Here is a 14620-nt window from a genome sequence, read left to right on the forward strand (position 1 = left end):
TCCTCGGGTCCGCTCATGGTCATTCCTCTCCGTCCGGGGGGAGCCTCCGCCGCGGTGCGGGGAGGTCCTCCTGTTGTCGTCCGTGCTCCGACCGTCGCCGGGCGACCCGTGCCCGTTCCCGTTCCCGCGGCCCGGTGGTGGGCTCCCGACGGACGAGGACGGACCCGCCCCGCCGGACCCGTGAACCCGGCGGGGTCCGCGAGGACCGCCGGCCTGTGGGACCCGGCCAGGCTGTGTGACCCGGCCAGGCTGTGTGACCCGATCAGGCCGTGCGACCCGGTTGGTCTGTGCGACGTCGAGGCCCCGCCGGTGCGACACGGAGCAGGACCGGCGCGGTGCCGGAACCAGTGTCCCTCAGGGTCCCCTCCGTGCGGAGACCGTCATCGGTGCCGTCCGCACTTCGGACGTGTGCTCCGAGGGGCACCCCGGACCCCGCACCCACCCGGGCGGTGTTGGGCGCACCCGCCAGGCACTCCGGGTCCGTCACTGGGTTCTTCGCCCGCCCGGGCGGGATGGGTCGTGGACCGCCCCGCGGCCCGCGTCGACGGTCCCGCCCGACCAGGGCATTCCGAGATCCGGGAGGAACCGTGTGGCGTTGCCGACTCCATGAATGGTGGGAGGCGCGTGATCAGGCCAGATGCATGAATTCCACACGTTCTCACACAATCGGACAGGATCAATGGTCCTTGAAGCACACAAACGCAGGAAGCACCATTGAGCCATGGCCCTTCAACAGACAGATCCTTCCCGCCGGAACTGAAAGGTCGCCGTCATCGTCGGCATCATCGCCGGCATCATCGGCGCCATCGTGAAGTTCGGATGGGAGGTGCCGCTGCCCCCGCGCACACCTGAGCGGGCGGTCACCAATCCGCCCCAGGCGTTCCTCGAGCTGCTCGGCTTCTCCGACAACTTCGTCCACTCCCCATACGCCTACAACGGGAATGACGGACTCCCCTGGGTGTCCTTCCTCGTGCACTTCGGCTTCTCGATCTTCTTCGCAGTCCTCTACGCCGTCCTCGCCGAGCGCTTCCCCCAGGTAAAGCTTTGGCAGGGCGCCACCTTCGGTGTCGCGATCTGGATCATCTTCCACATCATCGTCATGCCCCTCATGGGTGTCGTCCCCGCCCCGTGGAACCAGCCCTTCGAGGAGCACTTCTCCGAACTCTTCGGCCACGCGGTGTGGATGTGGGCGATTGAAATCTTCCGCCGCGACCTGCGCAACCGCATCACGCACCAGCCCGACGCGGAGTTCGCCCTGGACACGCGCACGGTCTGAGACCCGCGCACACGCCGCAGACCACTGCGGCGCACTGCTCCCGGAGGGGGCGGGCCGACCGACCGGCCCGCCCCCTCCTCCTGTCGGCCACCCTGCGGGACTCCTCGTGTTCGCCACTCGACTCCCACCCCGTGTGGTCCCGGGGTGGGCCAGCCGGATTGCGCTGTGGGTGATCCACCGGGACCGGCAGGGGTCGCCCTCGTACCATGACGGCATGACGACCCCCACGACTGCTGCCACCCACAGGGGAACCCTGGCCGACGCGGTCGAGGTCCTCCGCGGCAGGCGGCTCGCGGTGCTGACCGGCGCGGGGGTGTCGACGGACTCCGGGATCCCCGACTACCGCGGGCCGGACTCGCCGCCACGCACCCCGATGACGTACCAGCAGTTCGCCGGTGACCCCGTGTTCCGGCGCGTGTACTGGGCCCGCAACCACGTCGGGTGGCGGCACGTCCACGACACCCGCCCCAATGACGGCCACCGGGCACTCGCGCGGATGGAACGCGACGGCGTCGTCTCGGGTGTCATCACCCAGAACGTCGACCTCCTGCACGAGGAGGCCGGGTCGCGCACCGTCATCGACCTCCACGGGCGCTACGACCGGGTGGTGTGCCTGAACTGCGGGCGCGTGGTCTCCCGCGCCCACCTGGCCGAGCGCCTGGAGGCACTGAACCCGCACTTCCTGGAGGGCCTGGACGGCAGCGTCGTCGACATCGAGATCGCCCCCGACGCCGACGCGGTCATCGAGGACACCTCCGGGTTCGTGCCGGCGGACTGCGAGTCCTGCGGTGGGATCCTCAAGCCCGACATCGTCTACTTCGGGGAGGTCGTGCCCCGCGAGCGGGCCGATCGTGCGCTGGCCCTGGTGGACCGGTCCCAGGGGCTGCTCGTCGCCGGGTCCTCCCTGACGGTCCAGAGCGGGCTGCGCATCGTCCGCCGCGCGGTCGCCGACGACCTGCCGATCGTCATCGTCAACCGTGGCGAGACCCGCGGGGACAGGTTCGCCACCGTCAAGGTCGACGCCGGGACCACGCAGACGCTGGTGGGGTTGGCGGAGGCGTTGGGGTGACCGGGGCGGATGAAGGTCCGCTTTTCCTCATCCGAGCGTGATGCTGCCACCGTCTTCGAGGAGCTCTGCGTGGCGGGCGCCCTCGGCTTCCAGCGATCTCACAACTCTCCTGGCGACGCCGAGCCCGTCGGCATTGAGAAGTCCATCATGAATGCCGACGACCCGCTCGGGGCGCACTGCCCGCACGTAGCGAATCAGGTCGCTCGCCCGTAGCCACGGCCCATTGATCGGTGTGAACATGGTACGGAACGGACCGGGAGGGATCGCGTGCTCATCTCCGGTGACGAAGACCGAGCCAGCAATCAGGTATGCGCGGTTCTCCGGTCCCGCCTCCTGCGGGTGCATCTCGGCGTGACGGTTCCCGGAGACCTCGACGCGGAGGGCGCCGATGGTGAAGGCGGAGCCGGCCACGGCCTCGTGCAGACCATGTCCTCCGCCCAGGGCATCCAGGGTGTCCGCCGGCGCCCAGACCGGTGTGCCCCGCTCCGCCGCCTCGGCAACCACACCAGGGTCGAGGTGGTCGAAGTGCAGATGGGTGACCAGCACTGCGTCCACTCCCTCAAGTGGGGGGCGCGGACCGAGTTGGCCTGGATCGACCAGGATCCGAGTCCGACCGTCGTCGACCAGCAGGCACGCGTGGTGCCACTTCGTCACCCGGATCCCGTTCAGCATGCGCACACGCTACGCCTGCCGGTCTGACACGGCAGGTGCAGAGGCGCTGGGCGGGGGCGCCGTGGGTGGCGAACGTCCGAGGACCACCATGTGGGTTGGGAGGGCGGTGTGGGCAGCGCAGTAGCCTCTGTCCATGACATCAGGAACTTTCGGGGTGGCCACCGGGGCGGGCGACACACCTCGCCTTCCCCTCGCTCATGATCTTGATCGCGCCGATGCCGACTCCGCCGTCGAGCTGTGGCGGTCCTGCAATCTCACGCGTCCATGGAACGATCCCGTCGCGGACTTCCTGCGTGCGGTGGACGGCCCCGCCTCGACGGTGCTCGGCCTCCGTTTCGGTGTTGACATCGCCGGGATTGCTGGCGCTGCCGACACTTCTGGCATCGCTGGGACTGCCGGCGTCGCGGACGACCGTGGTGGCGTTCCGGGGAGCGACGGCTGCTCTCTCCCTGCCGAGATCTCACCGGAAGTGGTGGCGACCGTCATGGTCGGCCACGACGGGCACCGTGGATGGATCTACTACGTCGCGGTGGCCCCAAACCTTCGCGGGCGGGGGCTGGGCCACGCCCTGGTCGACGCGGCGGAGGAGTGGCTCCGCGAACGCGGCATCCCCAAGGTCATGCTCATGGTGCGGGCCGCGAACACCCAGGTCCTCGACTTCTACGAGGAACAGGGGTTCGGCCGCAGCACCAGCGTCGTGATGGAGCGCTGGCTGGACCGCCCCTGACGAGCAGCCGCCGCCCCACCGCTCCGTCGCCCCGCGCGACGGACCCGTCCGGCCGGGTGAGCGGACCTCAGGCCCCGAACAGAGCGGACCTCGGCAGGAGTGAGGTCAGTCGACGATGCCGTAGAGGCGGTCGCCGGCGTCGCCCAGGCCGGGGACGATGTAGGACTTCTCGTTGAGGCGCTCATCCACGGCCGCCACCACGACGGTGACGTCGGCGCGGTCGCCCACGAACTTCTCCAGCTCCGCCAGACCCTCGGGGGCGGCCAGCAGGCACACGCACGTCACGTCACGGGCACCGCGCTGGAAGAGGTAGTCCACGGCGGCGACCATGGTGTGCCCGGTGGCGAGCATCGGGTCCAGGACGAAGCACTCACGGTCGGTGAGGTCCTCGGGCAGGCGGTTGGCGTAGGTCTCGACCTGCAGGGTGTCCTCGTCGCGCTTCATCCCGAGGAACCCGACCTCGGCGGTGGGCAGGAGACGGGTCATGCCCTCGAGCATCCCCAGGCCGGCGCGGAGGACCGGGACCACGATCGGGCGCGGCTCGGCCATCTTGCGTCCCACCGTGGGGGCCACGGGGGTGTTGATCGCGACGTCGGTGACCGACACGTGCCGGGTGGCCTCGTAGGCGAGCAGCGTGACCAGCTCGTCGACCAGCTGGCGGAACGTCGCCGAGGGGGTCTTCCTGTCGCGCAGGATGGTCAGCTTGTGGGCGATCAACGGGTGGTCCGCAACATGGAGGCGCATGGGGCAAGGGTACCGCGCGCGACCGCGCACCCGAGCGCCCGCGTGCGTGCCCGCGCACAGGCGACCCACTCTCCCACCCGCCCGCTTCCGGGACGGTGCCAGGCCGGGCCCTCCCCCGGAGCCACCCCGGACTGCCGGGACCGGCGAACCGGCTCGCCGTCCGTGCCCCGACACGCGCGGGGCAGTCCGTGTCTGGGAGAGTCCTGGGAGCACCCGGGTCCCCCTGCTCCGGCGCGCGCGGCGCATGTAGGCTGTGGGCGTGGTGTCCAAGGACCGTCTGCGTGAGGCGATGGGGCGGGCCCTCTTCCTCGCCAACCGAGCACGTGAGGGGGGCGACGTGCCCGTCGGCGCCGTCGTGCTCGACTCGGAGGGCCGGGTCGTCGGCGAGGGCTGGAACCAGCGGGAACGCGACCACGACCCCTCCGCCCATGCCGAGATCGTCGCGTTGCGCGCGGCCGGCCGGCGCCTGGGCCGCTGGAACCTGGTCGGGTGCACTCTGGTGGTGACCCTGGAGCCGTGCACGATGTGCGCGGGTGCCGCCGTCCAGGCCCGGGTCGACCGGGTGGTCTTCGCCGCCTGGGACCCGAAGGCCGGTGCCGCGGGCTCCGTGCGCGACGTCCTGCGCGACTCCCGCCTGAACCACCGTGTGGAGGTGATCGGTGGCGTCCTCGCCGAGGAGGCCAACATCCAGCTGCGCGGATTCTTCGAGTCCAGGCGTGGCGCCGAAACCCCGCGCACCCCTGCGGCCCGCCCCTCGGGCGACCAGCGCTCCGCACCCCGCCCGTGGGAGCGCGACCAGGCGGGCCCGATCGGCGTCGCACCGCTGGTGATCCCCTCCTCCCCATTGACGAGGGCGACCCCGCGACGTTCCGCTGCCATCGGCACTCCTGCCACCGGACCCGCTGCCCCCACCGACCTCTCCGGCCGCACTGCCTCCACCGGTGTCCGCCCCGGTTCTGCCGCGACCGGCACCGCCTCCCGCAGCGTCGGCCCCGCTCCCGTTCCCTCCGGCACGGCCCCCGTCCCCCCCGGGTCGAGGCGCGACCGTGCTGTGCGGGGGACGACCTCCCGGCCTGCGGTGGGGGAGCCCGCTCCCGGGCGCCCAGAGCCCCGTGCGAAGGCTCCGACGGTGCCGGGTGGCGTACCCCCGCGTCCCGCGCAGTCGGCGCAACACCAGGGGCCCACCACCGCGCGGACCTCCGACGACCGGGAACAGCCGGGCGCCCGGTCGGACGGGACCGCCCGGGCCTCCGGGACAGCTCCGGTACCGGGACCGGCTCCGTCTTCGGGGACCACCACGACCCCGGCAGGTCAGGAGCGTCCCCCCTCGGGTCTTCCCGAGGTCCAGGTGAGGCGTCGGCGTCGCGGCGACGCGAGACACTGAGCGTGCAGGACACGGAAGACGCGAGGGTTGCGGCTCCAGGAGTGGACGCCTCCTCGGGACTCCCGGATCCGTCGGCACCGGACTCCGCCGGGAAGCCGGGTGGCGGAATCACCGCCCGCCAGAGGACTGTCCCACCCCGCGCCCACGGTGACCCGACAATGGACTCCGCCAGCCGTTCGACGCCCACCACGTCTGACGAGGCCGCCGCCGGATCGGCACCGGCCATTCCCGACCTCTCCGCGTACCTGGACCCCGCCACCCCCGAGCTCGCCAGCCACCCCGACCCGCAGGTCCCGGTGCCCGCCCTCATGGGGGAGGTCGCCGGTGCCCCGGTCACCCTGGTCTGGGTGAACATGGTGGGTGGCCTCACGGGCCGCATCGACGGACCCGAGCCGCGGTTCGTCAAGTGGAACCCCAAGCCCTCCGACGAGTCCCTCGTCCAGGAGGCCGAGCGTATGCGCTGGTTGGAGCGCCGCCACCCCGGGCCGCGTGTGGTCGCCCTCGTCGACACGCCCGGGGCGGAGGTCATGGTCACCGCCGCCCTCCCGGGGTTCTCCGCCGTGGATCCCCGGTGGGCCGGGCGCACGGACGAGGTCGTGCGTGCCGTCGCCGTGGGCCTGCGCACCCTGCACGCGCTGCCCGCCGCCGCCTGCCCCTTCACGTGGGACGTCGCGAGCCGCATCGAGGAGGCGGAGGCGAGGGGGAGGACCGTGCCCGACCTGCTGCGGACACCGCCGCCCGTGGACCGCCCGGTCGTCTGCCAGGGCGACCCCTGCGCCCCGAACACCCTGCTCGACGGGCAGGGCCACTTCCTGGCCCACGTCGACCTCGCACGACTGGGGGTGGCGGACCGGTGGGCGGACCTGGCGGTGGCCACGATGTCCCTGGGGTGGAACTTCGACGACGTCGACGAGGACCTGTTCTGGAGGACCTACGGCGTGGCACCGGACCCCGGACGGATCGCCTACTACCGGGCCCTGTGGGACGCCACCTGAGGGGAGGGGCCGTCCGTGCGCCAGACCCGCTCGATGCGTTCCTGGACCAAGGGTGCGAGTTCGGTGACCAGGCGCTCGCGGGGCATGGAGGCGAGGGGCTCCATCCGCACGACGTAGCGCATCGTGACGATCCCGTAGAGGGTGGCCATGGCCAGTTCCACCTGTTCGGCGACCTCGGTGCCGTGCCCGAGCAGGGACTCCAGGGGCTCGATGACGTCGGTGCGCACGTAGGAGCGGAAGCGTCTGCCGGTGGCGGCGTCGGTGATGAGGGCCCGCATGAGGGCCTGCATGGCGTCCGCCGTGAGTCGCTCCTCGTAGAGGACCAGCGCGTAGCGGATCAGGCGCTCGCCGGCCCCCTGCGGACCGGGCAGGAGGAGTGAGAGCACCTCCGAGGCCGGGTCCGAGGGCAGGTCGAAGCAGGCGCGGAAGAGCTCCTGCTTGCTTCCGAAGTAGTAGGAGACCAGGGCCGGGTCACAGCGGGCAGAGGCTGCGATCGAGCGGATGGTCGCGCCCTCGTACCCGTGCTCGACGAGCTCGGCGCGCGCGCAGGGGAGGATCCGGGAGCGCAGCTCGCCGCGGGGGCCGTGCGGCCCGCGGCCACGGGGCGCGGGCCCTGCCACGGTGGGTACGGGCGCCGCCGCGGCGGGCACGGGCGCGGTGTCACCTGGTGCTCCGGGCGTGGCCGTGTCCCGCGGCGTCACTCCCTGTGCGTGCGTTCCTGCGGGACGGGGCTCCCCCGCGGGGGTCCCCGGTGCCGTTCCCCCGCCTCCCCGCGTTCCGGGGAGCGGGGTGTCCGACGCGGGCGCCGGTGGCGTGGCCGGGGTTTTCGCAACGCGGTCACTCACGGAAATGCCACCCCCGATTTCAACACCGTCCTGCCCCGGCGCGCGCGCCGGTGTGCCCGGGCAGGCCTCCCGTGGTCCGGTGCGGGCCGAATCCGTCGTGTGGGATGCCATCGACCTCCCCCAATTTCAACGCCGTGGAAATCGCCTTGACACCACCCTACGTTCGGTTGCAGGGGCCCGAGCGGGACCAGGAGTGGGAGGAACGATGGGCGAGGCGTCCGGCACGGCGGGCACTGCTGGGAGCTCCGACCGCGGTGCGGACCCGGCCGTGGCTGGTCCTCACGCCATGGCCGGACCGCGCATCGTCTCCGAGGCCGGTCCCCGTGACACCGTCGCTGCCGATGCGTGCGCCACCCCCACCTGGGCCCTCGGCATCGACGTCGGCTCGACCACCGTGAAGGTCGTGCTCCTGGACGGGCCCCGCGTCGTCCTCTCCGACTACCGGCGCCACAACGCGGACGTGCGTGGGGAACTCGCCCGGCTCCTCGCCGAGATCGCCGCCGCCCACCCGCAGGCGCTGGTGCGCGCGGCCATCACCGGCTCGGGAGGCCTGTCCATGGCCCGCGCCCTGGGCATCCCCTTCGTCCAGGAGGTCATCGCCGCCACCGAGGCCACCCGCAGGCTCCACCCCGAGGTCGACGTGGTCATCGAACTGGGCGGGGAGGACGCGAAGCTCACCTACCTGCACCCCACCCCCGAACAGCGCATGAACGGGACGTGCGCGGGCGGGACGGGCGCCTTCATCGACCAGATGGCCACCCTCCTGCACACCGACGCCGCCGGTCTGGACGACCTCGCCGCCCGCCACCAGCAGATCTACCCCGTGGCCTCGCGCTGCGGGGTCTTCGCCAAGTCCGACCTCCAGCCACTCATCAACCAGGGTGCGGCGCACGAGGACCTCGCGGCCTCGGTCTTCACCGCCGTGGCCACGCAGACCATCGCGGGCCTGGCCTGCGGACGGCCCATCCGCGGCACCGTGATGTTCCTGGGTGGTCCACTCCACTTCCTGCCCCAGCTGCGGCGCGCCTACGAGGACCTCCTGCCCCGGGCCGACGCCTTCGTCACCCCCGAGGACGCCCAGCTCTACGTCGCCCTGGGTGCCGCCATGCTGGCCGGGGATCCCCCGCAGGGAGGGCGTTCTCGTGAATCCGCCCCTTCCCGCGCAACCGCGCGTCCGCTGTCCGCCCTCGTCGGCGACCTGCAGCACGCCGCCCCCGAGACCGCCACCCACCGCATGCCCCCGCTGTTCGCCACCCCGGTCGACCTCGCGGAGTTCCGCGCCCGCCACGGCCGCGAGACCGTCCCCGTCGCCCGCCCCCAGGAGGCACGCGGGCGCTGCTGGCTCGGCATCGACGCGGGTTCCACGACGATCAAGGCGGTCCTCGTCGACGAGGATGGGCGCATCGTCTTCACCCACTACGCCTCCAACGAGGGCGACCCCGTGACCGCGGCCGTGGACATCGTGCGCCACCTGCGCGCCGAACTGCCCGAGGACACCGTCATCGGGCGCTCCTGCGCGACGGGCTACGGGGAGGGCCTGGTCAGGACGGCGCTGCGCCTGGACGAGGGCGAGGTGGAGACCATGGCCCACTTCCGGGCCGCCGAACAGCTCGCCCCCGGCGTCACCTCCGTCATCGACATCGGCGGCCAGGACATGAAGTACCTGCGCATCCGCGACCACGCCGTGGACTCCATCTGCGTGAACGAGGCCTGCTCCTCGGGATGCGGGTCCTTCCTGCAGACCTTCGCCCAGACGATGGACACGGATGTGGAGACCTTCGCCCGGTGGGCGCTGGACTCCCGCTCACCGGTGGACCTGGGGACCCGTTGCACGGTCTTCATGAACTCCTCCGTCAAGCAGGCCCAGAAGGAGGGCGCGGACGTCCGCGACATCGCCGCAGGCCTCAGCTACTCCGTGGTGCGCAACGCCCTGTACAAGGTCATCAAGCTCAAGGACCCCTCCGACCTCGGCGACCGCGTCGTCGTCCAGGGTGGGACCTTCCTCAACGACTCCGTCCTGCGGGCCTTCGAACTCCTGACGGGTCGTGAGGTCGTGCGCCCCGACCTCGCGGGCCTCATGGGCGCCTACGGTGCGGCGCTGACCGCGCGCCTCCACGACGACGGGACGGGGCGCTCCGGCCTCGCCGGTGTCGAGGACCTGGAGGGGTTCTCCGTCGAGACCACCCACAAGACCTGCCGCCTGTGCCAGAACCACTGCCGGATGACGATCTCGACCTTCTCCACCGGGGAGCGCAACGTCAGCGGCAACCGCTGCGAGCGCGGCGCCTCCCTGGAACGCATCCCGAAGAAGTCCGCCCTTCCCAACATGTACGACTGGAAGTACAAGCGGATCTTCGGCTACCGCCGCCTCACCGAGGCCCGGGCCACCCGCGGGGACATCGGGATCCCGCGCGTGCTCAACATGTACGAGAACTACCCCTTCTGGTTCACCCTGCTCACCCACCTCGGGTTCCGCGTGATGGTCTCCCAGCGCTCCAACCACGACCTCTTCGAGGCAGGCATGGAGTCGATCCCCTCGGAGAACGTCTGCTACCCCGCCAAGCTCGTCCACGGACACATCGAGGCGCTCCTCGACAAGGGCATCACGACGATCTTCCACCCCTGCGTCAGCTTCGAGCAGCAGCTGAGCCCCGGCGCCGACAACCACTTCAACTGTCCCGTGGTCGCCACCTACCCCGAGGTCATCCGCACGAACATGGAGCGGCTGCGCGATCCCGGCGTGCGCTTCCTCGCGCCCTTCCTCAACCTCGCCAACCGCGAGTACCTGCCCGCCCGCCTGTGCGAGGTCTTCTCCGACTGGGACATCCCCGAGGACGAGATGCGCGCGGCACTGGACGCCGCCTGGGAGGAGGACGCTGCCGTCAAGCAGGAGATCCGCGACAAGGGCGAGGAGTCCCTGCGATGGATGCGAGCCAACGGGGTGCGCGGCATCGTGCTCGCCGGGCGTCCCTACCACCTCGACCCGGAGATCAACCACGGCATCCCCGAGGTCATCAATGGTCTGGGTCTGGGCGTCCTCACCGAGGACTCCGTGTGCGACGGGCGCCTGGAGCGGCCCCTGCGGGTGCGCGACCAGTGGTCCTACCACTCCCGTCTCTACGAGGCCGCCGCCCGGGTCGGGGACGAGGACGACCTGGAGATGGTCCAGCTGACCAGCTTCGGCTGCGGGGTGGACGCCATCACCGCCGACCAGGTCCAGGAGATCCTCGAGGGCCGCGGCGACATCCACACCGTCCTCAAGATCGACGAGGTCTCCAACCTCGGTGCCGCCCGCATCCGCCTGCGCTCCCTCGACGCCGCCGCCCGGGAACGCGCATCGGTGGGCGCACCCGTCCCCGCGACGCTGCCCGGGGGTGACGCTGTGCCCGTGGCGTCCCCGCCCGATCGGGTGGAGACCTCTGCTGCGGGTGGTTCCGGTGCCGCGACCGGCGCAGCACCCGCCCGCATGGCGCTGCCCGGGAACGAGGGCGGCTCCGCCCTCGTCAATGCCGGAGCGTCCCGGGTTCCTGCCGCAGTCGAGGAGACACGTGCCGGTCACGTCCAGCCCCGCGCGCGGTTCACCCGCGAGATGCGCGATCAGGGGTGGGAGATCCTGGCGCCGCAGATGTCACCCATCCACTTCCGGCTCGTCGTGCCCGTGCTGCGTCGGGCGGGGCTGAACGTGCGGCTCCTGGAGCACACTTCGCGGGAGTCCATGGAGACGGGGCTGCGCTTCGTCAACAACGACGCCTGCTACCCGGCGATCGTCGTGATCGGGCAGCTCCTGGAGGAGTTCACCTCGGGGCGTTCGGACCCGGACCGCACGGCCGTGGTCATCACCCAGACGGGTGGGATGTGCCGGGCGACGAACTACGCGTCCCTGCTGCGCAAGGGGCTGCGCGACGCCGGATACCCGCAGGTGCCGGTCATCGCGGCATCCGTGCAGGGACTGGAGGAAAACCCCGGTTTCGAGCTCACCGTCCCCATGGCCCACCGCGCGGTGCGTGCCCTGGTGCTGGGGGACATGCTCCAGGCGATGGTCCTGCGGGTGCGTCCCTACGAGGAGGAGCCCGGTGCCGCCATGGCGCTGTACGCGCGGTGGGACGCGATCTGCCGGGAGTGGTTGGAGGGGAGGGGACGGTCCGCGACCTGGGGTGGGCGCCTCACCTTCCGTGGCCTCGTGCGGCGGTGCGTGGCGGAGTTCGACGCGCTGCCGCTGCGGGACGAACCACGACGCCCCCGTGTCGGACTGGTGGGGGAGATCCTCGTGAAGTTCCATCCCGACGCCAACAACCACGCCGTCGACGTCATCGAGGAGGAGGGCTGCGAGGCGGAGCTCCCGGGGCTCATGCAGTTCTTCCACAACTCGATGGCGTCGGCGCGGTGGAACCACGACAACCTCGGCATCGGGGGGACGGCGCGCTGGGCCAAGCCCCTGGCGCTGTGGGCGATGCAGCGGTGTGAGGCGCCCGTGCGTGCGGCGTTCGCCCGCACCGGGGGGAAGTTCGAGGCGCACCGTCCGATCCAGGAGATGGCGTCGCGGTCCACCGACATCGCCCGGATGGGCAACCAGGCGGGGGAGGGGTGGTACCTGACCTCGGAGATGGTCGACATGATCGAGCACGGGTGCCCCAACATCATCTGCGCCCAGCCGTTCGCCTGCCTGCCCAACCACGTCGTGGGCAAGGGCATGTTCCGGGCGCTGCGCACCCGCTACCCGGAGGCGAACCTGGTGGCCGTGGACTACGACCCGGGCGCCTCGGAGGTCAATCAGCTGAACCGCATCAAGCTCATGATCTCGACCGCGTTGGAGCGCGGGGCGTCCCGGGGCGACGGGGAGGCCGGCGGGCTCGCGGGGGGCGCGGACACCGGGAACGGCCAGGGGCACGAGGGCCCGGCCTCCGCTGCCGGCGTCCCGGGCTCCGCGCCCGGCGTCCCGGGCTCTGGCGCCAGCACCGGCGCGTGTGCCTGTGGTGGCTGCGATCTCGGGCGTGTCGCCGCTGGTGGCTGCGAAATCGGGTCTGTTGTCGCGGGCGGTTCCGAGGGGATGCCCGTCGACCGAGCCGGCCGCCGCCCCATTCCGGTCATGGTGATCCACCGCGAGTCCTGAGGGCCGGGACGTCGGAACGCTCACCCGCTGAGCGCGAAGAGGACGTCCTGTTCCTGTTGCACGCCCAGGTCTCCCCGATCGTCGCGGCCACGTCCCACGTCGGGACCGAGGACGTTCGGGGCGGGCGCACGTTGGTTGCCCCTGGACGGTCCGGTGGCGCCGCCGTCAGCAGACGCACCTGCTCCACCGGGCTGATGCGCAGGGGTGCCCCGGTCGCCGTTTCCACCGTCCCCCGGGTCCTGAGTGCTGCGCCCGCCTCCCCGATCGCGGCTGCTGTGGCCGCCTCCCCCATCCCGGTTGCGACGGCCCCCACTCAGATCTCGGCGACTGACACCTCCACCGGGACTCCGGGACCTGTCGTCGCGGGCGGCCGCCGCGTCCAGGACGGCGCGCTCGACCGCCAACTGACCGAACATCAGGTGGAGACCGGACTGGGCGCGGAACCATCGTCGACGACGGTCGATGGTGGCGGGTGGTCTGACCCACGGCACTCCGTCCCGCATCTGGATGTCCCAGCCGAGCTGCTCGAAGCTCCGGTGATGGTGCCAGCAGAGTGCGACACCGTTGTCCGTGTGGGTGTCCCCGCCCTCGTGCCACTCACGGACATGGTGGATCTCGCACCAGGTGACGGGGACCGAGCATCCGGGAATGACGCAACCTCCGTCCCTGGTGGCGATCGCGCGACGTTGGTGGGCGGTGAAGATCCGCTGTGGCGCCATCAGCTCCACGATCCGGCCCCGGGAGTCCATGACGACCTTCTGGACGGCGCCGACACATCCGGTGTGGTGTGCGACGGAGATGTCGACCGCACTGTCGGCCTCGTCGTGGGTGCCCTGGAGGAAGGCGGTGCCGTTGGGTCGACCGATCTGGTCGGCAGTCGTGGTGACGACGAGGGTGGGCGCTGCACCTCCCAGGAGGGGCATCTCGGGCACGCCCGCGGCAGTGGCGAGGATCCCTGCGAGGGCATCATGGCGCTTCTGGCGAGGCGATCGGTGATCGAGGACCGGAGCGTTCACGGGTCCGGGTCCCGCGGTGGTCCCGGGGCCGGTGACAGGGTCGTGGCCCGCAGTCGGGTCGGCCCCCGTTGTCGAGTCGAGGTCGGCCGATGGATCGGGGCTGTGCCCTCGCGCTCCTCCGGCCGCTCCGAGGCCCGGCGCGGTTGGGTCCACGGTGCCCGGTGTGGCGGTCTCGGTGCGCGGATTGAGGTAGGCATCGAGGAGACGCTCCAGCTGTGCCGCTGTCTCGGGCAGGAGCTCGCCCTCCACCCGTCTCGTGCCCTCGCGCAGGGCGTGGATGGTCAGGAAGCGCCGTGCCTCCCGTCGATGCCGTGACGCACGCGAGTCCTCCTGCCCACCATCGGGGTCGGACTCCTGGGCGAGCATCCTGCTCCAGGAACGGGCAAGTCGAGTCAGCTGCGTCAGTGCCATTGCCCCGGGTTGGGTGCCCGAGCGCCCCACCTCCGTCAGGAGAGCCTCGGCGGCATCCCCGAACACGTGGGCCCGGGACGTCACGGCATCCGCGCCCATGCCGCCGCCAGGAGCGCACACTCCGCCTCGGCGACGCGGAGGGCGGGCACTCCGCTCTTCCGTGCCGGAGCGAGGGCGGCGGTGATCACGCTGGCAGCGTCGGGGGAGATGAGCCCTTCCCTGACGGCCCGGCGCAGGAGGGGGAACGGGACCGACTGGTTCGTGTCGAGCTGTGAGGCCTCCGGGTGATCGGTGCCCGGACCGGCGGCTTCCTCGACGTGTTGGAGGGGCTCGGCCTGGCGGATCCGTTCGCGGACCGTGCGAGTGGAGGT

General features: G+C 71.6%; 11 protein-coding genes. 6 read left to right on the forward strand and 5 right to left on the reverse strand.

The window, feature by feature from the left end; translation table 11 throughout:
* The first annotated feature begins 772 nt into the window (after positions 1–772).
* Together TA90_RS05380 and TA90_RS05385 are read left to right on the forward strand one after the other, a co-directional pair.
* Positions 773–1276, forward strand: a complete 504-nt coding sequence (locus TA90_RS05380) for a YagU family protein (protein ID WP_231550674.1) — start codon at positions 773–775, stop codon at positions 1274–1276.
* Positions 1277–1490: 214 nt separating this feature from the next.
* Positions 1491–2345, forward strand: a complete 855-nt coding sequence (locus TA90_RS05385) for a Sir2 family NAD-dependent protein deacetylase (RefSeq protein ID WP_052450548.1) — start codon at positions 1491–1493, stop codon at positions 2343–2345.
* Positions 2346–2372: 27 nt separating this feature from the next.
* On the opposite strand, the gene TA90_RS05390 is transcribed toward TA90_RS05385, so the two are convergent.
* Positions 2373–3017, reverse strand: a complete 645-nt coding sequence (locus TA90_RS05390; RefSeq protein ID WP_043534990.1) for an MBL fold metallo-hydrolase — start codon at positions 3015–3017, stop codon at positions 2373–2375.
* Between the two features lie 133 nt (positions 3018–3150).
* Between TA90_RS05390 and TA90_RS15005 the strand changes: the two genes are divergently transcribed.
* Complete coding sequence (locus tag TA90_RS15005; RefSeq protein WP_197067857.1) at positions 3151–3744, forward strand: GNAT family N-acetyltransferase; 594 nt, start codon at positions 3151–3153, stop codon at positions 3742–3744.
* A gap of 105 nt (positions 3745–3849) precedes the next feature.
* Here TA90_RS15005 and upp read toward each other — a convergent pair whose 3' ends face one another.
* Positions 3850–4488: a uracil phosphoribosyltransferase gene (upp, locus tag TA90_RS05400; protein WP_043534992.1), complete on the reverse strand. Its 639-nt coding sequence runs from the start codon at positions 4486–4488 to the stop codon at positions 3850–3852.
* A 259-nt stretch (positions 4489–4747) separates the two neighbouring features.
* Here upp and tadA point away from each other — a divergent pair, with 259 nt between their 5' ends.
* Both tadA and TA90_RS05410 read left to right on the forward strand, forming a co-directional pair.
* Positions 4748–5872: a tRNA adenosine(34) deaminase TadA gene (gene tadA, locus TA90_RS13775; protein ID WP_231550671.1), complete on the forward strand. Its 1125-nt coding sequence runs from the start codon at positions 4748–4750 to the stop codon at positions 5870–5872.
* 158 nt (positions 5873–6030) lie between these two features.
* Positions 6031–6867, forward strand: coding sequence for an aminoglycoside 3'-phosphotransferase (locus tag TA90_RS05410; RefSeq protein WP_082031496.1), 837 nt, complete (start codon positions 6031–6033; stop codon positions 6865–6867).
* On the opposite strand, the gene TA90_RS05415 is transcribed toward TA90_RS05410, so the two are convergent.
* Positions 6840–7517: a TetR/AcrR family transcriptional regulator gene (locus TA90_RS05415; protein ID WP_231550672.1), complete on the reverse strand. Its 678-nt coding sequence runs from the start codon at positions 7515–7517 to the stop codon at positions 6840–6842. The two genes, TA90_RS05410 and TA90_RS05415, sit on opposite strands and share 28 nt — an antisense overlap.
* A 400-nt stretch (positions 7518–7917) precedes the next feature.
* Between TA90_RS05415 and TA90_RS05425 the strand changes: the two genes are divergently transcribed.
* Complete coding sequence (locus TA90_RS05425) at positions 7918–12822, forward strand: acyl-CoA dehydratase activase-related protein (protein ID WP_231550673.1); 4905 nt, start codon at positions 7918–7920, stop codon at positions 12820–12822.
* 20 nt (positions 12823–12842) lie between these two features.
* On the opposite strand, the gene TA90_RS05430 is transcribed toward TA90_RS05425, so the two are convergent.
* Together TA90_RS05430 and TA90_RS15010 are read right to left on the reverse strand one after the other, a co-directional pair.
* On the reverse strand, positions 12843–14249 hold the full coding sequence (locus TA90_RS05430) for an HNH endonuclease signature motif containing protein (protein WP_187120096.1): 1407 nt from the start codon (positions 14247–14249) through the stop codon (positions 12843–12845).
* An 80-nt stretch (positions 14250–14329) separates the two neighbouring features.
* Positions 14330–14620: hypothetical protein (locus TA90_RS15010; protein WP_043534995.1), on the reverse strand; the 291-nt coding region annotated here is incomplete at its 5' end.

The sequence above is a fragment of the Actinomyces polynesiensis genome (assembly GCF_000820725.1).
Classification (GTDB): domain Bacteria; phylum Actinomycetota; class Actinomycetes; order Actinomycetales; family Actinomycetaceae; genus Pauljensenia; species Pauljensenia polynesiensis.

Coding starts and splice junctions, on each gene's coding strand:
- upp (WP_043534992.1), bottom strand. CDS start 4,488: ATGCGCCTCCATGTTGCGGACCACCCGTTGATCGCCCACAAGCTGACC.
- TA90_RS05425 (WP_231550673.1), top strand. CDS start 7,918: ATGGGCGAGGCGTCCGGCACGGCGGGCACTGCTGGGAGCTCCGACCGC.
- TA90_RS05385 (WP_052450548.1), top strand. CDS start 1,491: ATGACGACCCCCACGACTGCTGCCACCCACAGGGGAACCCTGGCCGAC.
- TA90_RS05410 (WP_082031496.1), top strand. CDS start 6,031: ATGGACTCCGCCAGCCGTTCGACGCCCACCACGTCTGACGAGGCCGCC.
- TA90_RS05430 (WP_187120096.1), bottom strand. CDS start 14,249: ATGGCACTGACGCAGCTGACTCGACTTGCCCGTTCCTGGAGCAGGATG.
- TA90_RS05390 (WP_043534990.1), bottom strand. CDS start 3,017: ATGCTGAACGGGATCCGGGTGACGAAGTGGCACCACGCGTGCCTGCTG.
- TA90_RS15005 (WP_197067857.1), top strand. CDS start 3,151: ATGACATCAGGAACTTTCGGGGTGGCCACCGGGGCGGGCGACACACCT.